The organism is Nocardioides sp., from assembly GCF_036267815.1.
Taxonomy (GTDB): domain Bacteria; phylum Actinomycetota; class Actinomycetes; order Propionibacteriales; family Nocardioidaceae; genus Nocardioides.
On sequence record NZ_DATAVI010000057.1, the window covers coordinates 19,159 to 44,491 of the forward strand.

Genomic DNA, 25,333 nt, shown 5'->3' on the forward strand with positions numbered 1-25,333 from the left:
GGGTTCAGTGCAGGCACTAGGAGGACCCATGTCCCGAAGCTCCACGCGCCGCAAGGGTGCCGCCCTGCTGGCGGTCTCGGCTCTCGCCGCGTTCGTGCTCGCCGGCTGCGGAGGCTCCGGCTCGTCCGGCTCCGCCGGTGACCAGGCGGCGGCCGGTCCGTGCGGGACCACCGCCGACACGACGGTGACGGTCGGCCTGTTCGGCACCTTCGGCTTCAAGGAAGCCGGCCTCTGGGACGCCTACCACAAGCTCTGCCCCAACATCACGGTCAAGGAGGACGACGTCGAGCAGTCGGCCGACTACTGGACCCGGCTGAAGACCCGCCTCGCCTCCGGCAGCGGCCTCGACGACGTGCAGGGCATCGAGATCGGCTTCGTCGCCGACGTGGTGCAGAACCACGCCAGCCAGTTCGTCAACTGGAACACGGTCCCCAACGCCACCGCCGACAAGGCGGAGTTCTTCCCGTGGAAGTGGCAGCTCGCCTCCACCTCGGACGGGCAGACGACGGTCGGTCTCGGCACCGACATCGGACCCGAGGCGATCTGCTACCGCCAGGACCTGCTCAAGCAGGCGGGACTTCCCTCGGACCCGGCGACACTGGCACAGAAGTGGAAGACCTGGGACGACTTCATCGCCTTCGGCAAGCAGTACGAGGCGTCGACCAGCAAGCCGTCCGGGTCGCACTTCGTCGACAGCGCGGCCAGCATCTTCTCGACCGCGGTCTACCAGGGCACCGAGGCCTACGACAACGCCGACGGCCAGCCCGACGTCGCCAACAGCGACGGTGTGAAGAACGCCTGGACCTACGCCTCGCAGGCGGCACAGGACGGCATCACCGCCGGACTCCAGCAGTTCACCCCCGAGTGGAACAAGGCGTTCTCCAGCGGCGCGTTCGCCACGCTCGCCTGCCCCACCTGGATGATGGGCTACATCCAGGGCCAGGCCGGTGACTCCTACGCCGGCAAGTGGGACATCGCTCCGGTGCTGCCCGGCGGGGCGACCAACTGGGGTGGCTCCTGGCTCGGCGTGCCCGACAAGGCTGCCCACAAGGACGCCGCGATCGCCCTGGTCGAGTGGCTCTCGGCCAAGGCCCAGCAGGTGACGATGTGGAAGCAGGGCGGGCACTTCCCGTCCAACTCCGACGCCGCGGCCGATCCCGGAGTCGCCAAGGCCACGAGCGCCTACTTCAGCAACGCACCCGTCGGTCAGATCTTCGGCGACATCGCCCAGCAGATGAAGATCCCCCCGATCGGTCTCTACGACACCCAGATCCAGCAGGCGCTGACCACGCAGCTGACCAACGTCGAGACCAAGGGCACCTCGCCGGACGACGCGTTCAACGACGCCCTGGACGCGATCAAGCAGGTCACCGGCTGACCGACTCCCGGTCGCCGACCCGACCTGCGCTGGGTCGGCGGCCGGGGCACGCCGCGCCGACCAGCCTGACCTGCCGGCCGATCTGCCGTATGAAAGGTGCCATGACCGTCCTGGAGCATCCCGACGTCGCCGTACGCCGCCCGCGGACCTCGGCTCGGCAGCGCCGCCACCTCCCCGGCCGGCGTATCGGCTACGTCTACGTCCTCCCGTTCTTCGTGGTCTTCGCTGCCTTCAGCGTCTACCCCTGGCTCGCCACGGCCTGGGTGTCGCTGCACGACACCCGGCTCTCGACGTACCACCAGTCGAACTGGATCGGCCTGGAGAACTACCACAACCTGCTGACCAACAAGTTCTTCTGGAACGCGTTCAAGAACACCATCTCGATCGGGATCATCTCCACGGTCCCGCAGCTGTGCATGGCGCTGGGCGTCGCGCACCTGCTCAACTACCGGCTCCGCGGACGGACGTTCTTCCGGGTGGCCATCCTGATGCCGTACGCCACGAGCCTGGCGGCTGCCACGGTCATCTTCAGCGAGCTCTTCGACCCCAAGCTGGGCCTGGTCAACTGGGCCCTGCACCTCGGCCACCTGCCGGCCGTCGACTGGCAGGGCTCGAAGTGGCCGTCGCAGATCGCGGTCTCCGCCATCGTGACCTGGCGCTGGACGGGGTACAACGCGCTGATCTACCTCGCGGGGATGCAGGCGGTCAGCTCCGATCTCTACGAGGCGGCGGCGATGGACGGAGCTAGCCGCTGGTCGCAGTTCCGGCACGTGACCATCCCCGGCCTCCGGCCCACGATCCTGTTCACGATCGTGGTCTCCACGATCGGCGCGGCCCAGCTCTTCGGAGAGCCCCTGCTCTACCACAACGGGCTGCCCGACGGCGGCACGCAGAACCAGTACCAGACCCTCGGCCTGCTGATGTACCAGCAGGGCTGGACCAACGACCGGCTCGGACTGGCCTCCGCGACGGCTTGGACGATGTTCTTGATCATCGTCGTGGCGGTCGGGGTCAACCTGCTCCTCGCGCGACGACGCGAGCAGCGCGACGGCGGGCGGCGACGACGGGTTCCGCTGGTGGCGGCCGTGCCCGAGGTGACGGCGCGATGAAGGGCTCGAGCGCGGGCGGCGTGCTCAAGGCGGGCTGGGTGACCTACGTGTTCGTCGCGGTGATCACCGCGGCGTCGGTCTTCCCGCTCTACTACACGATCGTGATGGCGTCGCACACCAACGCCGAGATGGCGGCCACGCGGCCGCCGATCCTGCCGACGACCTCGCTCTTCGGCAACGTGCGCAAGGCGTTGCAGCTCGCCCCCCTCAACAAGGGGCTCATCAACTCGCTGGTCGTCTCTGGCGCGATCACGCTCGGCACGGTCGCTCTGTGCACGCTGGCCGGCTTCGCCTTCGCCAAGCTCCGCTTCCGAGGGGCGAACATCCTGCTCGGCATCTGCATCGCGACGATGATGGTGCCGCTCCAGATGGGCGTGATCCCGCTGTACATGCTGATGGCGCGGCTCGGCCTGGCCGGGCACCTGACGGCGGTCGTCCTGCCCTCCCTGTGCACCGCGTTCGGGGTCTTCTTCATGCGTCAGTACATCGCGGGTGCGGTTCCCGACGAGCTGATCGAGGCGGCATACATCGACGGGGCCGGGCCCCTGCGAGTGCTGTGGTCGGTGGTCGTTCCGGCGGCGCGGCCGGCCATGGCGGTGCTGGCGATGCTGACCTTCCTGACGGCGTGGAACGACTTCTTCTGGCCGATCATCGTGCTCAGCACCCAGAACCCGACCGTCCAGGTCTCCTTCCAGAGCCTGGCGACCGGTTACGCACCACAGCAGTCGATCATCATGGCCGGCACTTTGTACGGCACGGTTCCCGTCCTGGTCGTGTTCGCCCTGCTGGGCCGGCAGATCGTCGGCGGCATCATGCAAGGAGCGATCAAGGGGTGAACGAGCACAGCTTTCCCGAGGACTTCGTGTGGGGGGTGGCCGCCTCGGCGTACCAGATCGAGGGCGCCGTCGCCGAGGACGGCCGTGGCGCGAGCATCTGGGACACCTTCAGCCATACGCCGGGCGCCGTCGACAACGGCGACACCGGCGACGTGGCCTGCGACCACTACCACCGCTGGTCCGAGGACCTCGACCTCCTGGTCGAGCTCGGGGTGGCGTCGTACCGATTCTCGGTGGCCTGGCCACGCGTCATGCCCGACGGGCGCACGGTCAACCAGCAGGGTCTGGACTTCTACCGGCGGCTCGTCGACGGGCTGCTCGCGCGCGGCATCCGCCCGCTGATGACGCTCTACCACTGGGACCTGCCGCAGAGCCTGGACGTCGGGGACGCGGGCGGCTGGCTCTCGCGCGACGTGCCCGCTCGCTTCGCCGACTTCGCCGGGGTGCTCGGCAAGGAGCTGGGTGACCGGGTGCCGGCGGTGACGACGCTCAACGAGCCCTGGTGCTCGGCGTACCTCGGCTACGCCAGTGGCGAGCACGCCCCCGGGCGGACCGACAACGCCTTGGCCTACCGCGCTGCCCACCACCTCAACCTGGCCCACGGCCGAGCCGTCGCCGCGCTGCGCGACGTCCTGCCCGCCAATGCCGACGTGTCCGTGGCCCTCAACCTGCACCAGGTGGAGGCGGCGTCGGAGCGGCCGGAGGACGTCGCCGCCGCGGAGCACGTCGACCTGATCGCGAACCGGGTCTTCCTGGACCCGATGCTCGGAGCCGGCTACTCCGAGGCGTTGCGGCGGACGACCGAGGGGCTCACCGACTGGGCGTTCGTGCAGGACGGCGACGAGGCGGAGATCGCGGGTGCTCTGGACTCGATCGGGATCAACTTCTACAACCCGGCGCGGGTGCGCGCCGCCAACGAGGGCGGCCGGCCGTTCCCCGGCAGCGACCGCGCGTTCTTCGCCGACGTCGCGGGGCCGCGCACGGTGATGGGGTGGCCGATCGTCCCCGCCGGCCTCACCGACCTGCTGCTGCGTGTGCAGCGTGACGTGGGGCTGCCGATGCACGTGACCGAGAACGGGCTGGGCGCGCGGGACGTCGTCGAGGCGGGCGCCGTCCACGACCCGGAACGGATCGCCTACCTGCGCGACCACCTCGCCGCCGTCCTGGAGGCGCGACGTCGGGGCGCCGACGTCCGCGGGTACTACGTGTGGACGCTGTTGGACAACTTCGAGTGGGCGTGGGGCTACGACAAGCGCTTCGGGCTGGTGCACGTGGACTTCGCCGACCAGCGCCGTACCTTCAAGGACTCCGCCCGCTGGTACGCCGAGGTCATCTCCCGCAACGCCCTCTGAATGTCGAGCCAACTCAACGAGCCCGGAGGGCCAACTCAACGAGCCCGGAGGGCCAACTCAACGGCTGAGCTGGGGGTCGGTGACGCCGGGCCGGCCGTCCTCGAACCTGCCGGCCAGGGCGCGCACGAGGTGCGGGTGCTGGGGGACGGTGACCAGGACGTCGTACCACCCGCGGCTGGCGGTGAGGCCGATCCGCACCTCGCGAACGGCGCCGGCGCGGACGCGCACGGTGCGGGCGCCGGCATACGCGTCGGCGACCTTGACCTCGAGGCGGTGCTCGGAGCGGTTGTGCAGCCGGAGCACGAGCTTGCCGTCGTGGCGGCGGCCGTGCACCTCGAGCAGCGGCTCCCGGGTACTCCCGGCGAACCTCCTGAAGAAGCCGTTGGGTCCGTGGAAGCTGACGTCGAACCTGCCCCGCGTCTTCAGGACCGGCCTGAGCGAGTGGCCGGCGCCGAGCGTGTAGCTGTACGGCGCGCCCGCGACGTCGTTGGACCGCGCCTGGAGGTGGGCCCCGAGAGAGCCGAGGTTGTCGAGGGTGAACCTCAGCTCGTCCTTCTTCACCACCAGGTCGACCTGGAGGCGATAGCCGAGAGCCCGGGCCGGTCTGGAGCCTGCCTCCTGCTTCGGCAGATGCTGCTTGGCCGGCGGGTGCACGCCCGTTGCGTCGGGCTCGCGGGTCGCGTCGGGCGGCGGCTGGTAGGCCGTGGTGACGGGCAGGGACGGCACCGCCGTCTGGGTCGCGGAGAAGTCGAACGCCGAGGTGAGGTCGCCGCAGACGGCCCGCCGCCACGGCGTGATGTTCGGCTCGTGCACCCCGAAGAGCTGCTCCATGAACCGGATGACCGAGGTGTGGTCGAACGTCTCCGAGCACACCCAGCCACCGGTGCTCCACGGCGAGATCACGGTCATCGGCACCCGGATCCCGAGGCCGTAGGGGCCCGCGGAGCCGAGCTTGCCGGTGTAGTGCTCATGGGCGAGCGACACCGTCGAGTCGCCGTTCAGCGCACCGACACTGGGGTACGGCGGGACCTGGTGGTCGAAGAAGCCGTCGTTCTCGTCGTAGGTCAAGAACAACACGGTCTTGGCCCAGACCTCAGGGTCGCTGGTGAGCGCGTCCAGGACCTTCGAGACGTACCAGGCGCCGTAGTTGGCGGGCCAGTTCGGGTGCTCGGTGAAGGCCTCCGGCGCGACGACCCACGAGACCTGGGGGAGGGTGCCGCCCGTGACGTCGCTCTCGAGCTGGTCGAAGAACGACGTGTTCGGGTGGTCGTCCAGGTCGGTGCCGGTTCGGGCTCGCTCGTAGAGCGGGTCCCCGGACACCGCGCTCTGGTAGGCCTTGAAGAACAGCAGCGCGTTGTCGCCGTAGTTGCCGATGAAGGGGTCGCCGGTGAAGCCCCAGAAGTTTGCCGCGTCGAGCCCGGTGCCCTGGTCCTGGTAGACCTTCCAGTCCACGCCCGCCTTCTGGAGGCGCTGGGGGTAGGTGGTCCAGCCGAACGGCCCCGAGACGTTCTCGATCATCGGGCCACCGCCCTTGCCGTTGTTGCCCACCCAGCCCGACCAGAGGTACTCGCGGTTGGGGTCGGTCGGCCCGAGCATGCTGCAGTGGTAGGCGTCGCAGACAGTGAAGGCGTCCGCCAGTGCATAGTGGAACGGGATGTCCTGGCGGCGCAGGTGGGCCATCGTCACGGGGGTCTGCTTGGCCGGCACCCAGCGGTCGTGGTTGCCCTTGGCGAAGGCGTCGTGCTGGCTCTCCCAGCCATGGTCGATGTCCTGGATGAAGGCCAGTCCGAGGTCCTTCAGGTCCGGCCGGAACGGCAGCACCTCGTCGCGGAGCTTCTTGCCCGACGGTTGGTGGAAGACGCTGCGTCCGTTGCGGTTGACGGCCGGATGGGGGTCGCCGTACCCCCGGACACCGCTCATCGTGCCGAAGTAGTGGTCGAACGAGCGGTTCTCCTGCAGGAGCACGACGACGTGCTCGACATCCGCCAGGGAGCCGGTACGGCGTGCTGCCGGGATCGACGCGGCCCGGGCGATGGACGGCGTCAGCACGGACATCGCGGCGCCTCCGCCGGCGATCTGGAGGAACCTGCGGCGGTCGACCTCGGGCATGGGGGCTCCTTCGATGCGTTGTCGCCGGCGAATCCGGGGAAGCCGGGGTCATGATCATCACAAACCAGCCCTAGGTTTGGACACCATGACCGCCTATGCCCTGCTCGTGTCGCCCTCGGCGAACCGCGTGTACGCGCGGTCGGCGGCGGCGCTGACGGTGGCGGAGCTGGGGGTCCTCGCCGAGACCGTCCTGGCCGGTCGCCTGGGTGCGGCGCAGGTCGAGCAGCTCGGTGGTGTCGAGTACGTCGTGTTCGAGGCGGACCTGGACCGGGCCGGGATCGCGCAGCTGTCGAACGTCTCCACGCTGCTGGCGCTCTTCGAACGCCGGCCGGCCGACGACGGCTGGCTGCTGCGCCCGGTGGGGCTGGACCGGCTCGACTGCCTCGACGACGACCTGCTGACGATCCTGAAGTACCCGGGCAAGACCAACGAGGTCTTCACCAAGCTGCTGGTGAACGTGACCGTCTCGGCGTGCGGCTCCGCGCACCGCATGCTCGTCGACCGGCTGCGCGTGCTCGACCCCCTGTGCGGCCGGGGGACGACGCTCAACCAGGTCCTGATGTACGGCTGGCACGCGGCCGGCATCGACCTCGACGGCACCGACTTCGACGCCTACGCGGCGTTCCTGCCGAGGTGGCTGAAGGACAAGCGCCTCAAGCACACGGCCGCCACGGCCAGGCTGCGACGCGAGGGGCGCACCTTGGGCCGTCGGCTGGACGTCGAGCTGGCCACGAGCAAGGAGGCCTGGGCCGCCCAGGACACCGTCACCGTGACCGGCATCCTCGCCGACACCCGCGAGGCTGCCGAGGTCTTCCGCGCGGGCAGCTTCGACGCCGTGGTCACCGACGCGCCGTACGGCGTGCAGCACGGCAGCCGGTCGGGCGACGGGCTGCGGCGCCGGCCCCTGGAGCTGCTCGGCGAGGCGCTGCCGGGCTGGGTACGGCTCCTGCGCCCGGGAGGCGCGATCGGCATCGCGGTCAACCTCCGGACCTGCCCGCGGGCGGATGCGCTCGCGCTGCTGGTCGAGGTAGGGCTGGACGTCCGCGACACCCCGTCGTACCGCGGCTTCGAGCACCGGGTCGACCAGGCGATCCAGCGCGACATCGTCGTGGCGTGCAAGGCAGATTAGGCTCCCGTCATGGCCGACGGCAGGGAGATCTGGGACCCAGCCCGGCTGCGCATCTCCGATGCCGACCGGCACCAGGTCGCCGAGGTGCTCCGTGAGGCCGCCGGTGCCGGCCGGATCGACCTCGACGAGCTCGACGAGCGGCTCGAGGCGACCTACGCCGCCCGCACCTACGCCGACCTGGTCCCGATCACGCTCGACCTGCCGGTCCAGGGCGCGAACCTCCCGGTCCAGCCCCGCGTGCCGGCGTCGCCGTCGCCTGCCTCGTCGTCGGGGTGGTCGGGGTCCTCGGTGGTGTCCGGCGGGCCGACCGAGGAGCGCCACCTCTCGATCATGGGCGGCCTCGAGCGCAAGGGCGTGTGGACGGTGCCGGCACGCCTCACCATCACCTGCTTCATGGGCGGTGCCGACCTCGACCTGCGTCGGGCGCAGTTCGCGGCACCTGAGGTCGTCATCACCATCAACGCCGTGATGGGCGGCGCGGACATCAAGGTCAACCCGCACACCCACGTCGTCCTGGAGGGCACCGGGATCATGGGTGGCTACTCCGGTCCCTCGGACTCGACACCCGCGGAGCTCGACGCGGACAGCCCGGTCGTCCGGGTCCGGGGGTTCGCCGTGATGGGCGGCGTGAGCGTCTCACGCCGCCCCGCGCCGGGTGAGGGTCGCGGCTGGCGACACCTCAGGAGTCGGTAGCCGCCTCCTGCTCGCCCGGAGTGGCGATCGAGTCCTGTGCCTCGGCGACCTGGGCGGTCTCGGTCCGCGACGGGATCTCGCCGGCCGCCGACAGGTCGACGGTGAGGTTCTCGCCGCTGGTCGGGTCGAAGAGGTGCATCTTGGCCGCGTCGACCCAGATCTCGGCCTCGTCGCCCTCCTTGATCCGGCTCGCGCCGTCCAGCGAGACGATCAGCTGGGTCCGCAGCGACTCGCCGTCGAGGTCGCGCTCGAGCTCGGCGAGCTGTGCCTGCACCTCGGCGGGGGCCTCGAAGGGGATGTAGGCGTACGCCTCGTTGCCCAGCCACTCCACGACATCGACCGGGGCCCTGAACGTCGAGCCCTCGCGCTTGGTCTCGACCACGGAGGCGTCCTCGAAGTGCTCGGGCCGGATGCCGGCGATCAGCAGCCCCTTGCCCTGCGCCTTCCTGGCCCGGTCCTCTGGGATGGTGACCGTCCCGAAGGGCAGCTTGACCTGGTTCCCCTCGACGGTGGCGGGCAGGAAGTTCATCGGCGGGCTGCCGATGAAGCCGGCGACGAACAGGTTGCCGGGGTTGGTGTAGAGCTCGCGCGGCGTTGCCAGCTGCTGGAGCACCCCACGCTTGAGGACGGCGACCCGGTCACCGAGGGTCATCGCCTCGGTCTGGTCGTGGGTGACGTAGACGGTCGTGATGCCCAGCCGCTTCTGGAGCCGTGCGATCTCGGTGCGCATCTGGCCGCGGAGCTTCGCGTCCAGGTTGGACAACGGCTCGTCGAACAAGAACGCCTCGGCGTCTCGCACGATGGCCCGGCCCATGGCGACCCGCTGCCGCTGGCCTCCGGACAGGTTGGCCGGCTTGCGCTCGAGGTGCTCGTCGAGCTCCAGGGTCTTGGACGCCTCGCGGACCTTGCGGTCGACCTCGTCGTTGCTCGCCCCCGCCAGCCGCAGCGGGAACGCGATGTTCTCGTAGACGGTCAGGTGGGGGTGGAGCGCGTAGTTCTGGAAGACCATCGCGAGGTTCCGGTCGCGTGGTGCGAGGTCGTTGACCCGCTTGCCGCCGATCATCATGTCGCCGGAGGTGATGTCCTCCAGGCCCACGATCATCCGCAGCAGGGTGGACTTCCCGCAGCCCGAGGGCCCGACGAGGATCAGGAACTCCCCGTCGGCCACGTCGATGGTGACGTCGTTCACGGCCGGGAAGCCGTCGCCGTACTTCTTGACGATGTTCTTCATTTCGATGGTGGACATTGCTTGCTCCCTGAGATCGACGAGCCGGTCAGCCCTTGACGGCGCCGGAGGTGAGGCCGGAGACGATGCGGCGCTGGAAGAGCAGCACCAGGATCACGACCGGGATCGTGACGACGACGGCGGCCGCGCAGATGGCGCCCGTCGGCTGGGTGAACTGGCTGGCACCGGTGAAGAACGCCAGCGCTGCCGGGACGGTTCGGGCGTTGGACGACGTCAGGTTCAGCGAGAAGACGAAGTCGTTCCACGCGGTGAAGAAGGCGATGATGGCCGTGGTGAACACCCCGGGTGCGGCCAGGGGAGCCACCACCTTGCGGAACGCCTGCCAGCTCGTGGCCCCGTCGACCTGGGCTGCCTGCTCCATCTCCCAGGGGATCTGCTGGAAGAACGCGGAGAGGATCCAGATCGACAGCGGGAGGGTGAGGGCGAGGTAGGGGATGATCAGGCCCGGGATCGTGTCGAACAGCCCGATCTGCCGCCACAGGTTGAACAGCGGCGTCACCATCGCGATGACCGGGAAGAACGACACCGCCAACGCCGTGGTCAAGATCAGCTTCTTGCCCGGGAAGTCGAGCCGCGAGATGGCGTAGGCACAGAACGTCGCCAGCACGACGCTGATGATCGTGGCGCTCAGGCAGATCACGATGGAGTGCCACAGCGCCGGCAGGAAGAGGTCCTTCGCGCCGCCGTTGAAGATCAGCTTGTAGTTGGCCCACGTCGGGCTCTTGGGCCAGAAGTTGCCGAACGTGTTCTTGCTCTGGTCGCCCAGGGCCGCGTCGCTCTTGAGCGACGTCGCGAAGATCCACACGATCGGGACCAGGGTCCACACCATGATCGGGATGGACGCGCCGCTCAGCCACCACTTCGACTTGGTGCTCATGGTGGAGTCCACGTCAGTTCCTCCCTCCGGTGGTGGTCAGGTCGACCTTGAACCCGCGCACGAAGATGAAGGCGACGATCAGGACGATCACGAACAGGATCACGGCCAGGGCCGAGCCCATCCCGATCTCGACGCGGTTGATCGTCTCGTTCGCGACCAGCATTGATAACGTCAACGTCTTGTTGGCTCCTGCGGTCATGACGTACGGGTTGTCGTAGATGCGGATCGCATCCAGGGTCCGGAACAGCACCGCCACCATGAGCGCGGCCTTCATGTTCGGAATCACGACCTTGTAGAAGCGCTGCCACCACGTCGCGCCGTCGACCTGCGCCGCCTCCTCCATCGAGGAGTCGATCTGCGCGAGCCCGGCCAGCAGCAGCAGCGACATGAACGGCGTGGTCTTCCAGATCTCCGACAGGCAGATGATCGTCAGCGACGACCAACGACCGCCGAACCAGTTGTAGTCGAGGTTGAAGCCGCCGAAGGTCAAGAAGTGCAGCCAGTGGTTGAAGAACCCGGTGTCCACCCGAGCGGCGTACAGCCAGGAGAACGCCGAGACCACGGTGATGATGGAGTACGGGATCAGCACCACCGTGCGCAGCGTGCGCCGCGGCATCACGATCCTGTTCATCACCAGGGCGATCGCCATGCCGAGCACCAGCTCCACCGCCAGCGTGACGATCACGATGATGAACGTCGTGACGAAGCACTGCCAGAACAGCGAGTCGGTGAGCGCGACGCCGTAGTTCTGGAGGAACACGAACTTGCGGCCGCTGGGGTCGGTCAGGCGGTAGTTGAACAGCGACAGGTAGATCGCGTAGAGGATCGGGTACAGCGTCACGAACAGCATGACGACGAACGCCGGACCCGCGAGTCGCCAGCCCAGCGACCGCTCGCCCCGGGCGCGGTCGGTGATGGTCCTCTTCCTGGTGACGGGCTTGTCGGTCTTCGGGGCGCGGTCGGCCGCGATCGTCATAGCAGCGCCTTTCCGTCCAGAACCTGGGTGATGAAGTTCTGCGCCTTGTCGGGTGTCTGCGAGCTCACCGAGGAGGGCGGGCTGAACTGCTGTTGCAGCCCGGTCGAGATGTCGCCGTAGTACTGCGACTGCGGTCGCGGTGCGGCGTTCTCCAGGCTCTGGCCGATCAGCGCCGCGATCCCGTTGGGGAACGCCTTCTCGACAGAGGGATCGGTGAAGGCCGACTTGTCGCTCGCCGGGTTGCCGGTGGCGACCATGTACGCCGCCTGGTGCGCCGGGCTGGTGATGCACTTGGCGGCCTCGTAGGCGTCCTGGACGTGGGCGCTCTTGGAGCCCACCGCGAGGTCGATCCCGCCGAAGGGCGGTGCCGACGGGTCACTGGCGACCGTGCGGGGGTAGAGCGTCGCGCCCACGTCGTTCAGCCACGAGACCCCCGCGGACTTCAGCGCCGCGTAGGTGTAGGGCCAGTTGACCAGGAACCCACCGGTCGGGCCCTGGAACAGGTTGAGCGACGCGGTCTCGTCCGAGCTGCCCATCGCCGGGCCGCCGACGCCGGTGCTCGAGACCTTGGAGATGATGCTCGCGGCGTCCTCGCCGGCCTGGGAGTTCAGCCCCAGCTTGAGGCTGTCGTACGTCGCGCCCGGGTTGTCGACGATCTGGCCGCCGGCGCCACGCACCAGGGCGTTGATCCACACGGTGTAGCCCTCGTAGAGCATCGCCTGCACGCCGATCGTGGTCTTCGTCTGCTGCGCGGCCGAGATCAGCTGGTCCCACGTCACCGGGTTCTTCATGTTCAGCCCCGCCTTGGCGGCGATGCTCTTGCGGTACCACAGGAGCTGGGTGTTGGCCCAGAAGGGGACCGCGACGAGCTTGCCCTGCCACTTGGCGGCGTCGAGGGCCGACTGCACGCGGTCGGCCTCGAAGTCTGCCTGCATCGACGAGGGCACCGGCGCGAGGTAGCCGGCCTCGGCGAACTCCGGCACGTAGACCGGGTCGATGCTCATCAGGTCCATGCTCGAGTCGCCGGCCGCGAGGCGGCGGAGCAACCCGGTTCGTTGGTCGCTGGCGCTGTTGGGCAGCAGCTGGATGTCGATCTTGTACTGGCCGGTCGAGCACTCGGCGGCGAGCTGCGCCTGGCCCCCCTTGGTGGGATCCGAGCCGCCACCGTCGGGGTTGATGTACCAGGTGAGCTGCGCTCGGCCGTTGGAGCTGCCTCCGCACCCGGCGAGGAGAGCCCCCGCCGTAGCAAGGGCGGTGAGTGCCCCGGCGGCTCGAGTCCAGGACGGCCGTCTGGGCCGTGAGCGGAACATGTCGGTGAGCTCCCTCCGAGAGAGTGACTTAGGTCTCGTCTAGTCCCTTTCCCGCATGGACGCAAGCCTTGACGGAATCCGGCGCTTGTGCCCTTCACACCGGCGGCATCTCGAGGATGACCGCAGATCAGAGCGGGTGCGGAATCCCGTTCCCCGGTGCGACTGCTTGACGCCGGGAGGGCGCGATCAGGCGCGCCGGGCGGTCCGGTCGATGGCGTCCACGAAGGCCGCGAACAGCTCGGGGGGAAGGTCGTGGCCCATGCCGCCCACGAGGACCAGCTCGGCGCCGGGGATCGCCGCGGCGGTGGCCCGGCCCCCCGAGATGTGCACCATCCGGTCGGCCAGGCCGTGGATCACCAGCGTCGGCATCCGCAGCTCGCGCAGCCGGGGCGTGCGGTTGGGCTGCGTCAGGATCGCGAGCATCTGGCGCATCGTGCCGCTGGCGGAGATCCCGCGGTCGTAGGTCTCGTCGGCGACCTCGCGGACGCGCTGCTCGGGATGGGGGTAGCCGGGGGAGCCGATCATCCGGGTCATCGCGACGCTGCTGTCGGCGTATCCCTCGCGCCCGGGTCGGATCGGTCTGAGCAGGGCCGGGAAGAGCCGGGGACTCTGCCAGCCGACGGACCGGCGGCCGGTCGTCGACATGATGCTGGTCAGGGACCGGACCCGCGCCGGCTCCTCGACGGCCATGGTCTGGGCGATCATGCCACCCATCGAGACCCCGACGACATGGGCGCGGTCGATCGAGAGGTGGTCGAGCAGGGCGAACGCGTCACGAGCCATGTCGCTCAGGGCGTACGGCGCGCGCACCGGGAGCCCGGCGAACGCCCGCACCAGGGTGCCCCGGGTGACGCGGCCGGCGACCTTGCTCGACCGGCCGACATCGCGGTTGTCGAGGATGACCACGAAGTACCCCCGGCGAGCGAGCATCGAGCACAGCTCGGGGTCCCACCAGTTCAACGGACTCGCCAGCCCCATCAGCAGCAGCATCGGCTCGCCCGTGGGGTCGCCGTAGGTGCGGTAGCACAGCTCGACACCCGTCGAGACCGGCGCGAAGAGCTCGGGGGAGACGGCGACCTCGGGCTCCGAGGACGTCTGCCCGGCTGAGGGAGGGGGCGTCTCAGGCGTCGCGAAGGCGGGACCGGCCATGACGACCATGAAACACCCATCGGCGGCGGATACCGACCTTGGGGGAGGTTCGCGGCAGTTGCCGGACATCGGGTCCGCGAGGCCCTACCGTCGGCTCCTATGGCCACGTTCCCCGTCGCCGACTTCCTGCTCCCGGACGGCTTCGCAGTCCCGGGACGCAGAGCCGTGCTGCGCGAGGCCCGGGTGCTGACCGAGGCGGGGCACCTGGCGTGGTCGCGTCTGGGGCGCCGGCCGGGTCGTGGTCCGGGGCGACCTGGCGCGAGCTCCACCGGCCGGGCCGACGCGAGGCCGGTGGTGCTCGTGCCGGGCTTCATGGCCGGTGACGCGAGCCTGGCGCTGCTGGCCGGGGCGTTGCGCGAGCAGGGTCACCGCAGCTACCGCTCCGGCATCCACGCGAACGTCGGCTGCACGGTGCGGGCCTCGACCCTCCTCGAGGCTCGGGTCGCGTCGATCGTGGCTCGGCGCGGCCGGCGCGTCACCGTCGTCGGGCACAGCCTCGGCGGCCTGCTGGCCCGAGGTCTCGCCGTACGCCGCCCGGACCTGGTGGACGGCATCGTCACCCTGGGCAGCCCGATGCTCGCGCCGGGCGCCCACCACGCCGCGCTCTCACGCAGCCTGGAGGCCCTGGTGCGGCTGAGCCGGGCCGGAGTGCCGGGACTGATGACCCTGGACTGCGTCGCCGGAGAGTGCGCCCGCGCCAGCTTCGAGGAGAGCCGGCTTCCGCTGTCGCCCGACATCTCCTTCACCGCGGTCTACTCGCGGCGCGACGGGATCGTCGACTGGCGTGCCTGCCTCGACCCCCTGGCCACGGCCGTGGAGGTGCGCTCGTCGCACCTGGGCATGGTCGTCGCGCCCGCGGCGATCCGGGCGGTCGTGGGGGCCGTCGACGACCCGAGGCCCGAGCTGGGCGTGGCCTGAGGCACGGCTCACAGGTCCTGGAGCTCCTGGAGCTTCTCGAACTGGTGCTCGCTGGTGACCAGCCGCACGGTGCCGCTGCGCGACCGCATCACCAGCGACTCCGACGTCGCGCCGTGGGGCCGGAAGTGGACGCCGTGCATCAGCTCGCCGTCGGTGATCCCGCTGGCGACGAAGAAGCAGTCGTCGCTGGTGACCAGGTCGTTGGTGGTCAGCACGTGGTCGGGGTCGAGGTCGTGGCCGGCGGCCACCGCACGCTCGCGCTCGGCGTCGTCCTTCGGCCAGAGCCGGCCCTGGATCACCCCTCCGACGCACTTCATCGCGCAGGCGGCGATGATCCCCTCCGGGGTGCCTCCGATGCCGAGCAGGAGGTCGATGCCGGTGTTGGGGCGGGCCGCCATGATCGCGCCTGCGACGTCGCCGTCGACGATGAACTTGATCCGGGCACCGGTCGCGCGCACCTCGTCGGCGAGCTTCTCGTGGCGGGTCCGGTCCAGCATCACGACGGTCACGTCGTCGGCACGTGATCCCTTGGCCTTCGCGACGGCGTGGATGTTCTCGGCCACGGGAGCCCGGATGTCGACGACGTCGGCCGCGTCGGGACCGGTGACCAGCTTCTCCATGTAGAAGACCGCGGATGGGTCGTACATCGAGCCTCGTGGGGCCACGGCGAGCACGGAGACCGCGTTGTTCATGCCCTTGGCGGTCAAGGTGGTGCCGTCGATGGGGTCGACCGCGACGTCGCACTCCGGACCGGTGCCGTCGCCGACCTCCTCGCCGTTGTAGAGCATGGGCGCGTTGTCCTTCTCGCCCTCGCCGATCACCACCACGCCCCGCATCTGCACGGTGGCGATCATCTTCCGCATGGCGTCGACGGCGACGCCGTCGGCTCCGTCCTTGTCGCCGCGTCCCACCCAGCGCGCCGCCGCCAGCGCGGCAGCCTCGGTGACCCGGACCAGCTCGAGGGCCAGGTTGCGGTCGGGGGTGATCGGAGCGCGCCCCGGGCTCTGCGTCATACCCCGGACCCTATCCGTCGAGAGCGGCTCAGGTGACCAGCCAGAGCACGAGCACCGACGCCACCAGGCTGACCGGCGTCAGCGTCAGCGAGACCCGGTGGAACGCCGCGTTGCCGGGGTGGATGTCGTGCCTGCTCAGCGTGCGGCGCCACAGCAGGTTGGCCAGCGAGCCGGTCCAGGTGATCCCCGACCCGATGTTGAGCCCCAGCAGCGCCGCGAGCACGGCGGTGGTGCCCAGCGGCGCGACGAACGGCACCAGCAGCAACGTCGCCGACAGGTTGGTGAGGAGGACGGCGAGCACCGTCGCGAGGACCGCCACGCCCAGCAGCGCCAGCAGACCGGTCGTGCCCGGCACGAGATGCCGGACGGCGTCGCCGAGGAAGCCCTGCGCCAGCCCCACGACGACCACGCCGAGCCCCAGCACCCAGATCGCGAATCCCGGGTGGGCCGCGTCGACCAGGTGAGCGGGCCGGGCGAGGCCGCGGCGTACCGACCAGGCGGCCAGTGCGGCCGCGGCGACCAGCGAGACCCACCAGGGCTGCCCGCCGAACGGCGAGACCACGGCGAAGCCGACGAGCATCGCGACCACGACGACCACCGGGAAGAGCGGGACCGCACGGACCTCCTCGTCGTCATCGGCCGGCACGGCCCGGAGCCGGTCGCGGAACAGCAGCCGCAGCCCGACGTACTCCACGACGAGGACCACCAGCAGCACCGGCGCCATCCGGATCGCGAAGCCGGTGAAGGTCAGGTCGAGGTGCGGCAGGGCCAGGAGGTTGGTCAGGTTGGACACCGGCAGCAGCAGCGAGGCGGAGTTCGCCATCCGCAGGCAGGCATAGGTGCCCGGCTCGTCCGGGACGTCGCGGCGCGCGGCCGCGGTGAGCACGACCGGGGTGAGCAGGACGACCGTCGCGTCCAGGCTCAAGGTCGCCGTCACGACCGCGGCGAGGACGAAGCCGCCGGTGAACAGGGCGGCGGCGGAGCGGTGGCCCCACCGACCCACGCGTTGCGCAGCCGCCTCGAACAGGCCGGCCCGCGAGCACACCTCGGAGACGACCAGGATCGTCACCAGGAAGGCCACCACCGGGGCGAGATGTCGCACCGCGGTTCCCGCCTGGCGCCAGGTCACCAGGCCGGTGGCGACGGCGGCCGCGGCACAGACGGCCGCGGCGGCCGCCTCGACCCGCCCCCGCGGGTGACCGAACGCCACGACGAGCAGCCCGACCAGCGCCAGCACGACCACGGCGTCAGACAGGGGCGGCACCCGCGAACTCTAGGCCGGGCTGTGAGGATGGGCGTCGTGAGTGCGCAGCCGGGTCGCTACCAGCGCTCGGCGTCCGGCATGGCCGGCGCGCTCCTGGTCACCTTGCTGGTGATCGGCGGCTACGTCGCGTTCCGGGCCCTCAACCGGACCAACCTCGACGAGAGGCCGGCCCATGTCGACTACCTCGCCCAGGTGCACGACGCGCAGCAGGCCGGCTCGCAGGTGGTCTATCCGGCACGCCTGCCGGCCGGGTGGTACGCCACGCGGGTGACCGTCTCGCCCGGCTCGCCGTCGGAGCTCGAGCTGTCGATGCTCAGCGGTGACGGGCAGTACGTCGGGTTCGTCGACTCGCCGGAGCCCGTCTCGGAGCTGATCGGGACCTACGTCGACTCCGATGCCCGCAGTGGTCCCCCGGTCACGGTTGCTGGTTCGGTGGCGAGCCGGTGGGACACCTGGACCGACACCGGAGGGGACACCGCTCTGGTCGCGCGGGTCGGCAGCGGCGCCGCCCAGGAGTCGCTGCTGGTCTTCGGCACGGTCTCGCAGGCCCGGCTGGAGCAGCTCGCGGCGTCGCTGACGAGCTCGCGCGTCGCAGGCTGACCCGACCGGGCCGTCAGCGCGTGCTCAGGCCTCCTCGCCGATGGCGGCGTCGAGGCGACGGCGAGCGCCCTCCAGCCACTCCTGGCAGATCGCCGCCAGCCGTTCGCCGCGCTCCCACAGGGCCAGGCTCTCCTCGAGCGTCGTGCCTCCCGCCTCGAGGGCGCGGACGACCTCGATCAGCTCGGCCCGCGCCTCTTCGTAGCCCGGTCGCTCGTCCTCGTCCGGGGACTCCGGATCAGCCATGACTCTCCTCGACGTCGATCGCAGCGGCCTCGACCTTGGTGGTGGTGGCGGCAATCCTGCCGTCAGCCACGCGGATGCGCAGCGGCGCGCCGGCGGCCACCCCCTCGACCGACCTGACCACGGCCCCGTCAGCTGCCTGGACGACGGCGTACCCCCGCTCGAGGGTGGCCAGCGGCGAGAGTGCCTGTGCCCGCGCTCGCTGGTGGGCGATGTCGTCTCCCGCACGGGCGAGCTGGTGGGTCAGGCAGCGCCGGCCCCGGTCGCGCAGGTCCTCGACCTCGACCGAGCGCGCGCCGAGCAGGCTGCGCGGGTCGGCCAGCGCGGGCCGGGCGCGCAGGTCGGCCAGGGCTCGCGACTCACGCTCGACGAGCTGGCGCAGCAGGGTCCGCACGCGGTCGCGCGCCCAGGTCACGCCGGCGAGCTCCTCGGCCATGTCTGGCACCAGGTGCTTGGCCGCGTCGGTGGGGGTCGAGGCTCGAAGGTCGGCCACCAGGTCGAGGAGGGGGGTGTCGGGCTCGTGGCCGATCGCCGACACCACGGGCGTCCGGCAACCGGCGACGGCACGCACCAGCCCCTCGTCGCTGAACGGCAGCAGGTCCTCGACGGAGCCACCGCCCCGGGCCACCACGATCACGTCGACCCGGGGGTCGCGGTCGAGGCGCTCCACGGCGTCGATCACCTCGCTGGCGGCCCGGCTGCCCTGCATCGCGGCGTACGCCGTCTCGAAGGCGACCCCGGGCCAGCGGCGGCGCGCGTTGTCGACGACATCGCGCTCCGCGGCCGAGCCGGGCGCGGTCACCAGGCCGACGCACCGGGGCAGGAACGGCAGTCGCCGCTTGAGGTCGGGCGCGAAGAGGCCCTCGGCGGCGAGCAGCTGGCGGCGGCGCTCCAGCCGGGCCAGGAGCTCACCGAGGCCGACCATCCGGATCTCGCGGGCGACCAGGGAGAGGGAGCCACGGTTGGGGTAGTAGTCGGGCTTGGCGTGGATCACGACGCTTGCCCCCTCGACCAGGGGCGGGTTGAGGCTGTCGAAGAGCGTGCGCGCGCAGGTCACCGGGACCGAGATGTCGGCGGCCGAGTCGCGCATCGTCATGAACACCGTCCCGACGCCCGGGCGCCTGCTGACCTGGGTGATCTGCCCCTCCACCCAGATCGCGCCGAGCCGACCCACCCACTGCGAGATCGCCAGGGCGATCTGGCGCACCGCAGCGGGCGCCGACGGGGAGGTCTCCAGGGCCATGCGCACACGCTAGGGCAGGCCGCCGACTCTGCACGCCGGCTCGGGGATCGCCACCCCGCTCCGTAGACTCGGGCGCATGAGTGTGGAACTCGGCATGCCGAGCAGGGCCGTCCGGCTGGCTGCCCCCCGCGGCTACTGCGCCGGCGTCGACCGCGCGGTGATCACCGTCGAGAAGGCGCTCGACCTCTACGGCGCGCCGGTCTACGTGCGCAAGCAGATCGTGCACAACAAGCACGTCGTCTCGGACCTCGAGTCGCGCGGCGCGGTGTTCGTCGAGGAGCTCGGCGAGGTGCCCGAGGGTGCGACCGTCGTGTTCTCCGCCCACGGCGTCTCGCCGACCGTCCACGACGAGGCCAGGACCCGGGGGCTGAAGACGATCGACGCCACCTGCCCGCTGGTCACCAAGGTCCATCACGAGGCCAAGCGGTTCGCCGGCGACGACTACGACATCCTCCTGATCGGGCACGCCGGACACGAGGAGGTGGAGGGCACCTCCGGGGAGGCGCCCGACCACATCCAGCTCGTCCAGGGCCCCGACGACGTGCCGGGCATCGTCGTCCGCGACCCGGCCAAGGTCGCCTGGCTCTCCCAGACCACCCTGTCGGTCGACGAGACGCTCGAGACGGTCGAGGCCATCCGCCGCCGGTTCCCCGAGCTGCTCGACCCGCCCAGCGACGACATCTGCTACGCCACGCAGAACCGTCAGCTGGCCGTCAAGGAGATCGCGCACGACGCCGACCTCGTGATCGTCGTGGGCTCGGCCAACTCCTCCAACTCCGTTCGCCTGGCCGAGGTCGCCCTCGAGGCCGGCGCGAAGGCGGCGCACCGCGTCGACGACGCCGGCGAGATCGACGACGCCTGGCTCGCCGGGGTCGACCGGGTCAGCGTCACCTCGGGGGCCAGCGTCCCCGAGGCGCTGGTCGACGGCGTCCTGGGCTACCTCGCCGACCGGGGCTACCCCGACGCCCAGGCCGTGCACAGCGCCGAGGAGTCGCTCATCTTCGCGTTGCCTCCCGAGCTGCGACGAGACCTCCGCGCGGCGGGTCGCTGACCCGCACGTCGGCGACCCCGTCTCGGAAGGGCGGCCGCTCTCGGGCCGCGCCAGGGGCGCCCGCCGGCCGCGACCACACGACGTACCGGTAGAGCAGGAAGTTCGCAACCATGCTCAGGCCGAGCCCGGCCAGCTTCGCGACTGCCAACGACACCCCCGGCACCGCGTGCGCGGCGCTGATCGCGAGCGGCTGCGCCAGCCACATGGTGACGACGTTCGTCGCCAGGAAGCGCATCGCCTGCGCCCGTGTGGCGTGGGTGGCGCCGAAGGTGTGGCGTCCGTTCATCGCGAAGCTGAACGCCATGCCGAACGACGTCGACACCACGTTGGCGACCAAGATCCCGAGCGCCGGGCAGAGCATCGCGAAGAGCGCGACGTCGAGGGCGGTGTTGGCGACGCCGACCAGGGCGAAGCGGACGAACGTGCGGGGGAGTCGGGCCACGGCGGCGGTCATGTCCCACGTGTACGGCGGACTCCTGCGCGCCGGCTGCGCTGATGCTGTGCAGGGGCTGGGAGTCGAGGCCGTCCATCCCCTCGACCCTAGGATGAGCACGTGGCGAGGTACCTCGACGTCCATCCGGACAACCCGCAGCCGCGCGTGATCGCGCAGGTCGCCGACGCCGTGCGTGCCGACGGCCTGATCGCCTACCCCACCGACTCCGGCTACGCGCTCGGCGCGCGGATGGGCAACCGCGACGGCCGCGACCGCATTCTCGCGATCCGCGAGCTCGACGACCGGCACCACTTCACCCTGATGTGCTCGGACTTCGCGCAGCTCGGCCAGTTCGTGCAGATCTCCAACAGCGCCTTCCGGGCCATCCGGGCGGCGACCCCCGGCCCCTACACGTTCATCCTGCCGGCCACGGTCGAGGTGCCGCGTCGCCTGCTCCACCCCAAGAAGCGCACCGTCGGGGTCAGGATCCCCGACCATGCCGTGTGCCAGGCGCTGCTCACCGAGCTCGGGGAGCCGATGCTGTCCAGCTCGCTGATCCTCCCCGGCGAGTCCGAGCCCCGCGCCCAGGGCTGGGAGATCAAGGAGGAGCTCGACCACGCCGTCGACGTCGTGGTCGAGGCCGGCGAGACGATCGCCGAGCCGACGACGGTCGTCGACTGGTCGGAGGGCTTCCCCGAGGTGGTACGTCGAGGAGCCGGCGACCCGGGCAGGTTCGAGGAGTAGCGCCCGGTCAGTAGCGGTCGGCGCGCTTGCGCAGCACCAACGTCGCCAGGCAGGCGGCGTACCCCAGGAAGAGCGCGAGGCTGTGTCGGGCCAGCCCGGTGACCACGGCCTGCACCAGGCCGTCGTGGCGACCCGCGACGATCCCCGGACCGTTGAGCGCGACCAGCAGCATCGTGCCGAGCATGAGCAGCGGTGGCAGCACGCCCACGGTGAAGAAGTCGCGGGGACGCACGAGCATCGCGGCCGCGACGCAGACCAGCACGAAGCACACGTCGAAGAAGAGCCGAAGGTGACCGCCGAGCGTGATCTCCACCGTGGCGGCCGTCAGCGTCAGGGCAGCGGCGAGAGCGACCACCTCGCTCCCACGGCTGACGCCGTCCCATACGGGACGCACGGGCTCACGCGCGGCTCGCGTCGTCACGGGCTCACCGTATGCTCGCGCGGCTCGTCGCCGCCCGCGGCGCGCCGTGGCAGCGGGTGCACCGATCCGACGGCGCGCGCGGCGGTCTCGACGAGCGGTGCCTCGGGGAGCCGCTCGTCGGTGGCGTCGAGCTCCTCGAATCGTCGGGCCGCGACCAGCACGCGGGACTCCCACGAGCCGACCGTCTGGTTGTACGACGTGACCGCGGCGTCGAGGGACCGGCCCAGCTTGGCCAGATGGCCGCTCATGGTGCCGATCCGCTCGTGCAGGTCGCGGCCGACGCGGTGGATCTCCCGGGCCTGGTCGGCCAGCGCCTCGTGGCGCCACCCGTGGGCGACGGTGCGCAGCAGGGCGATCAGCGTGGTCGGGCTGGCCAGGACGACCCCGCGGTCGGCGGCGTACTCGATGAGCGACCCGTCGGCGTCGAGCGCGGCGGCGAGGAACGACTCGGCGGGCAGGAACAGGACCACGAACTCCGGTGACTCCGGCAGCGCGCGCCAGTACCGCCGCGAGCCCAGCATGTCGATGTGGCCGCGCAGCTGGCGCGCGTGTCGGGCCAGCTGCGCCTCCCGCTCGTCAAGGTCGTCGGTCGTGGTCGCGTCGAGGAACGCGTCGAGCGGCACCTTCGCGTCGACGACCACCGCTCGCCCACCGGCGAGTCGGACGACCAGGTCGGGCCGCAGCACCGCCGCGTCGTCGCGGAGATGCACCTGCTCGGAGAAGTCGCATCGGTCGACGAGGCCGGCGACCTCGACCGCCCGGCGCAGGTGGAGCTCACCCCAGCGTCCGCGCACCTGGGGTCGTCGCAGCGCCGTGGACAGGCTCTGCGTCTCGCGGCGCAGCGTGTCGGTGGTCATCCGCATGTCGAGGACCTGCTGGTGGAGCTGGCCCTGCCACGTGGCCCGCGCGTGCTCGAAGTCGTGCAGCTGGTCGCTGAGCCGGTCCAGACCCTGCATCACCTCGGCCTGGTCGACCATGCCTCGCCCGAGCGTGTCGGCGTACGCCGGTCGCGATCGGCTCCAGAGGACGCCGCCGAGGCCGCCCAGCGCAACGCCCAGCGCGAGCCCGGTGAGCAGGACGGCCAGGAGCGACATGGTGAACATGGCGTGACCCTCCCAGAGACCACCGACAACTCTGGATAGCGTGAACCCCATGAGTCCCAGGAGACCCGGCCGCAGTCGTCGGTGGGCCACCGCGCTCGGCGTCGTGACCACCTGCACGCTGCTCTCGGGGTGCTTCGGCTCCGGGGGCGGCGGGGGATCCGCGGAGCCGCCGCACCGTCATCACCACGCGCCGACGTCGGCCGACACGCCCTCCGACGGCTCGTCCGCGTCGACGACTCCCACCTCCCCGACCTCGCCCACCTCGACCGCGCCGGCCGCCTCCGTGCTGAGGTTCAGCCCGAGGTCCGACGGCAAGCACAACCGCGAGTGCCTCCAGCTCCACCCGGGCGACGACCCGGCGGAGTTCCTCTACTACCCGGTCCTGGTCAAGGCGACCGCCCCGGTCGTCGTCGACGCGGTCTCGACCGACCACTCCGACGGCGTCGTCGTGGCCGGCGCCTGGCTGGCGCCCGCGCCGCAGACGCCGGGCACCGGGACGCTTCCCGGCTGGCCGCCGCCCAAGATCTTCACCTCGAGCAGCAGTGTGCAGTGGAGCCAGCGGATGAGCGCCGCCGGCGTGACGCTGGACCCGACTGCCGGCTGGTACAACGTGTTCCTGCGCATCCAGGTCGACCCGACGCCAGGCGACTCGACCATGGACGGCGTCGTCCTCACCTACCACGACGGCTCCGGCAGCCACACGGACACCTGGGTCGACCACGTGACGTTCTCGATGTCCTGCTGACCCCCCTCGCCCCGCCGAAAGACGTCATCCTTTTGGGCGAGCCATCTGCGGCGTTGACCGTCTACCATATGCGCGTACGGCCGGGGGGTGCGGCCTACCGAGTGAGGCTTGTGCGATCGCCCTGACCCCGTGTCACACGCAGGCACGGGTGACCGGATCGCCGCCTGTGCATGGGAGAGCAGATGGCTACGTTCAAGATTCGCCGGGGGATGCCGGCAGGCCTGGTTGGTCTGCTGGCGATCGCGATGATCGGCCTGCCCGTCAGCGGGGCCGGCGCAGCGCAGGGAGGCAGCACCGGCAAGTCGTCCGGCAAGCTCTCGGCGCTCCAGTCCCGCATGTGGCGGCCCGACGGTACGGTCAACGTGGTTGCCACCCACGGCAAGAGCTTCTACATCGGCGGCGACTTCAAGAACGTCTGGAACTCCAGTCTCACCAAGAGCCAGCGCCGGGTCCGGATCGCGGCTCTCAGCAGCAAGACGGGCGCGCCGATCAAGGCCTTCCACCCGCACGCCAACGGTGAGGTGGACGCGATCGCGGTGTTCCACCGGGCGCTCTACATCGGTGGCGACTTCACCAAGGTCAACGGCAAGAGCCGCCACCATCTCGCGGTCCTCCGGCTGTCCACCGGCAAGCTGCTGCCGGTCAAGGGGCTGCGGCTCGACGGGCCCGTCTACTCGCTCCTGCACCTGCGCAACCGGCTCTACGTCGGCGGCGACTTCCGCTATGTCGGCAAGGTCCACCAGGCTCGCCTGTTCTCGGTGAACCCTTCAGGCCATCTGGCCGAGGGCTGGCCGGCGTCGCCCCGCGGTGCCAACGGCCCGGTGTTCTCCCTGGCTGCCGCTCCGGGTCACAAGGCGGTGCTCGTCGGAGGTCACTTCCACCAGCTGCTCAACAAGCCGAAGGTCAACCTCGGTGCGGTCAGCCTGCGCGGACGCCTGATGAAGTGGACGCCGCCGGCCGTGTGCCTGCGCGACTGCCCGGTCCGCGACCTCGTCGCCAGCCGCAAGCTGGTCTACGCCGGCATCGACGGGCCCGGCGGGCGCATCCGCGCCTACCGCTGGTCCACCGGGAGGACCGCGTGGGCCGACAAGACCGACGGCGACGTCGACGCCGTTGCGCTGGTCGGTGACACCGTGCTCATCGGTGGGCACTTCACCGAGGTCTCCGACCTGGCGCACAAGATGTTCGCCATCGTCGACTCCGCCACGGGCGCTGTGTCCGACCGGGTCGAGACGTCGTCCGGGACGACCTTCCCGGGGATCCTCGACATCCGGGTCTCGCACGGCGTCGCCCTGCTCGGCGGCGCGTTCGACGACGTAGCCGGACAAGGGCGGCTGGCGGCGGTCGCGCCGTAGCGCCGTAGCGGTGGTGTGCCCATCCCGCGCCATCGCGCG

The 25,333-nt window shown here is 70.7% G+C and carries 25 protein-coding genes; 12 read left to right on the forward strand and 13 right to left on the reverse strand.

Annotated features, from left to right (window positions below; genetic code table 11):
• Positions 1-28: 28 nt before the first annotated feature.
• The 4 genes from VHW64_RS11795 (at position 29) to VHW64_RS11810 (ending at position 4,675) form a co-directional block, all read left to right on the forward strand.
• Positions 29-1,378: an extracellular solute-binding protein gene (locus tag VHW64_RS11795; protein ID WP_329650751.1), complete on the forward strand. Its 1,350-nt coding sequence runs from the start codon at positions 29-31 to the stop codon at positions 1,376-1,378.
• Between the two features lie 101 nt (positions 1,379-1,479).
• A complete protein-coding gene (locus tag VHW64_RS11800; protein ID WP_329650752.1) occupies positions 1,480-2,487 on the forward strand; it encodes a sugar ABC transporter permease in 1,008 nt (335 codons plus the stop codon).
• Positions 2,484-3,323: a carbohydrate ABC transporter permease gene (locus VHW64_RS11805; protein WP_329650753.1), complete on the forward strand. Its 840-nt coding sequence runs from the start codon at positions 2,484-2,486 to the stop codon at positions 3,321-3,323. Before VHW64_RS11800 ends, VHW64_RS11805 begins: the two co-directional genes overlap by 4 nt.
• Positions 3,320-4,675 (forward strand): GH1 family beta-glucosidase, encoded by a 1,356-nt coding sequence (locus tag VHW64_RS11810; protein ID WP_329650754.1) that lies wholly within the window; start codon positions 3,320-3,322, stop codon positions 4,673-4,675. The genes VHW64_RS11805 and VHW64_RS11810 overlap by 4 nt, the downstream gene beginning before the upstream one ends.
• A gap of 57 nt (positions 4,676-4,732) precedes the next feature.
• Here VHW64_RS11810 and VHW64_RS11815 read toward each other — a convergent pair whose 3' ends face one another.
• Positions 4,733-6,784 carry a phosphocholine-specific phospholipase C gene (locus VHW64_RS11815; RefSeq protein ID WP_329650755.1) on the reverse strand — a complete coding sequence of 684 codons (2,052 nt, stop codon included), beginning with the start codon at positions 6,782-6,784 and terminating at the stop codon, positions 4,733-4,735.
• A gap of 85 nt (positions 6,785-6,869) precedes the next feature.
• On the opposite strand from VHW64_RS11815, the gene VHW64_RS11820 reads away from it, so the two are divergent.
• Together VHW64_RS11820 and VHW64_RS11825 are read left to right on the forward strand one after the other, a co-directional pair.
• Positions 6,870-7,913 carry an SAM-dependent methyltransferase gene (locus VHW64_RS11820; RefSeq protein WP_329650756.1) on the forward strand — a complete coding sequence of 348 codons (1,044 nt, stop codon included), beginning with the start codon at positions 6,870-6,872 and terminating at the stop codon, positions 7,911-7,913.
• Between the two features lie 9 nt (positions 7,914-7,922).
• Complete coding sequence (locus VHW64_RS11825) at positions 7,923-8,606, forward strand: DUF1707 SHOCT-like domain-containing protein (RefSeq protein WP_329650757.1); 684 nt, start codon at positions 7,923-7,925, stop codon at positions 8,604-8,606.
• On the opposite strand, the gene VHW64_RS11830 is transcribed toward VHW64_RS11825, so the two are convergent.
• The 5 genes from VHW64_RS11830 to VHW64_RS11850 all read right to left on the reverse strand — a co-directional run bounded on the left by VHW64_RS11830 (position 8,593) and on the right by VHW64_RS11850 (position 14,164).
• Positions 8,593-9,852, reverse strand: coding sequence for a sn-glycerol-3-phosphate ABC transporter ATP-binding protein UgpC (locus tag VHW64_RS11830; protein WP_329650758.1), 1,260 nt, complete (start codon positions 9,850-9,852; stop codon positions 8,593-8,595). The genes VHW64_RS11825 and VHW64_RS11830 overlap by 14 nt on opposite strands.
• A gap of 28 nt (positions 9,853-9,880) precedes the next feature.
• Entirely contained in the window at positions 9,881-10,729 is an 849-nt protein-coding gene (locus VHW64_RS11835; RefSeq protein WP_329650759.1) for a carbohydrate ABC transporter permease, read from the reverse strand.
• A gap of 13 nt (positions 10,730-10,742) precedes the next feature.
• Positions 10,743-11,705, reverse strand: a complete 963-nt coding sequence (locus VHW64_RS11840) for a sugar ABC transporter permease (protein ID WP_329650760.1) — start codon at positions 11,703-11,705, stop codon at positions 10,743-10,745.
• Positions 11,702-13,015, reverse strand: coding sequence for an extracellular solute-binding protein (locus VHW64_RS11845; protein WP_329650761.1), 1,314 nt, complete (start codon positions 13,013-13,015; stop codon positions 11,702-11,704). Before VHW64_RS11845 ends, VHW64_RS11840 begins: the two co-directional genes overlap by 4 nt.
• Positions 13,016-13,201: 186 nt before the next feature.
• The gene (locus VHW64_RS11850) at positions 13,202-14,164 is read right to left on the reverse strand and encodes an alpha/beta hydrolase (protein ID WP_329650762.1); all 963 of its coding nucleotides are present in this window, start codon (positions 14,162-14,164) and stop codon (positions 13,202-13,204) included.
• 99 nt (positions 14,165-14,263) lie between these two features.
• On the opposite strand from VHW64_RS11850, the gene VHW64_RS11855 reads away from it, so the two are divergent.
• Entirely contained in the window at positions 14,264-15,082 is an 819-nt protein-coding gene (locus VHW64_RS11855) for an alpha/beta hydrolase (RefSeq protein WP_329650763.1), read from the forward strand.
• A gap of 8 nt (positions 15,083-15,090) precedes the next feature.
• Here the strand turns inward: VHW64_RS11855 and glpX are convergent, their stop codons facing one another.
• Complete coding sequence (gene glpX, locus VHW64_RS11860; protein WP_329650764.1) at positions 15,091-16,095, reverse strand: class II fructose-bisphosphatase; 1,005 nt, start codon at positions 16,093-16,095, stop codon at positions 15,091-15,093.
• A gap of 28 nt (positions 16,096-16,123) precedes the next feature.
• Positions 16,124-17,359 carry an SLC13 family permease gene (locus VHW64_RS11865; protein ID WP_329650765.1) on the reverse strand — a complete coding sequence of 412 codons (1,236 nt, stop codon included), beginning with the start codon at positions 17,357-17,359 and terminating at the stop codon, positions 16,124-16,126.
• Between the two features lie 36 nt (positions 17,360-17,395).
• Between VHW64_RS11865 and VHW64_RS11870 the strand changes: the two genes are divergently transcribed.
• Positions 17,396-17,959 (forward strand): DUF4245 family protein, encoded by a 564-nt coding sequence (locus tag VHW64_RS11870; RefSeq protein WP_329650766.1) that lies wholly within the window; start codon positions 17,396-17,398, stop codon positions 17,957-17,959.
• 24 nt (positions 17,960-17,983) lie between these two features.
• Here the strand turns inward: VHW64_RS11870 and VHW64_RS11875 are convergent, their stop codons facing one another.
• Both VHW64_RS11875 and xseA read right to left on the reverse strand, forming a co-directional pair.
• Complete coding sequence (locus tag VHW64_RS11875; RefSeq protein ID WP_329650767.1) at positions 17,984-18,202, reverse strand: exodeoxyribonuclease VII small subunit; 219 nt, start codon at positions 18,200-18,202, stop codon at positions 17,984-17,986.
• A complete protein-coding gene (gene xseA / locus VHW64_RS11880; RefSeq protein ID WP_329650768.1) occupies positions 18,195-19,442 on the reverse strand; it encodes an exodeoxyribonuclease VII large subunit in 1,248 nt (415 codons plus the stop codon). The genes VHW64_RS11875 and xseA overlap by 8 nt, the downstream gene beginning before the upstream one ends.
• A gap of 76 nt (positions 19,443-19,518) precedes the next feature.
• Between xseA and VHW64_RS11885 the strand changes: the two genes are divergently transcribed.
• Positions 19,519-20,493: a 4-hydroxy-3-methylbut-2-enyl diphosphate reductase gene (locus tag VHW64_RS11885; protein ID WP_329650769.1), complete on the forward strand. Its 975-nt coding sequence runs from the start codon at positions 19,519-19,521 to the stop codon at positions 20,491-20,493.
• Here the strand turns inward: VHW64_RS11885 and VHW64_RS11890 are convergent.
• On the reverse strand, positions 20,438-20,947 hold the full coding sequence (locus tag VHW64_RS11890) for a GtrA family protein (protein WP_329650770.1): 510 nt from the start codon (positions 20,945-20,947) through the stop codon (positions 20,438-20,440). The genes VHW64_RS11885 and VHW64_RS11890 overlap by 56 nt on opposite strands.
• A gap of 99 nt (positions 20,948-21,046) precedes the next feature.
• On the opposite strand from VHW64_RS11890, the gene VHW64_RS11895 reads away from it, so the two are divergent.
• Positions 21,047-21,670 (forward strand): L-threonylcarbamoyladenylate synthase, encoded by a 624-nt coding sequence (locus tag VHW64_RS11895; protein ID WP_329650771.1) that lies wholly within the window; start codon positions 21,047-21,049, stop codon positions 21,668-21,670.
• A gap of 7 nt (positions 21,671-21,677) precedes the next feature.
• Here VHW64_RS11895 and VHW64_RS11900 read toward each other — a convergent pair whose 3' ends face one another.
• Together VHW64_RS11900 and VHW64_RS11905 are read right to left on the reverse strand one after the other, a co-directional pair.
• A complete protein-coding gene (locus tag VHW64_RS11900) occupies positions 21,678-22,091 on the reverse strand; it encodes a DUF6542 domain-containing protein (protein ID WP_329650772.1) in 414 nt (137 codons plus the stop codon).
• Complete coding sequence (locus VHW64_RS11905) at positions 22,088-23,194, reverse strand: DNA recombination protein RmuC (RefSeq protein ID WP_329650773.1); 1,107 nt, start codon at positions 23,192-23,194, stop codon at positions 22,088-22,090. Before VHW64_RS11905 ends, VHW64_RS11900 begins: the two co-directional genes overlap by 4 nt.
• 49 nt (positions 23,195-23,243) lie before the next feature.
• Here VHW64_RS11905 and VHW64_RS11910 point away from each other — a divergent pair, with 49 nt between their 5' ends.
• A complete protein-coding gene (locus tag VHW64_RS11910) occupies positions 23,244-23,939 on the forward strand; it encodes a hypothetical protein (protein ID WP_329650774.1) in 696 nt (231 codons plus the stop codon).
• Positions 23,940-24,121: 182 nt separating this feature from the next.
• Positions 24,122-25,294: a hypothetical protein gene (locus VHW64_RS11915; RefSeq protein WP_329650775.1), complete on the forward strand. Its 1,173-nt coding sequence runs from the start codon at positions 24,122-24,124 to the stop codon at positions 25,292-25,294.
• The last annotated feature ends 39 nt before the right edge of the window (positions 25,295-25,333 follow it).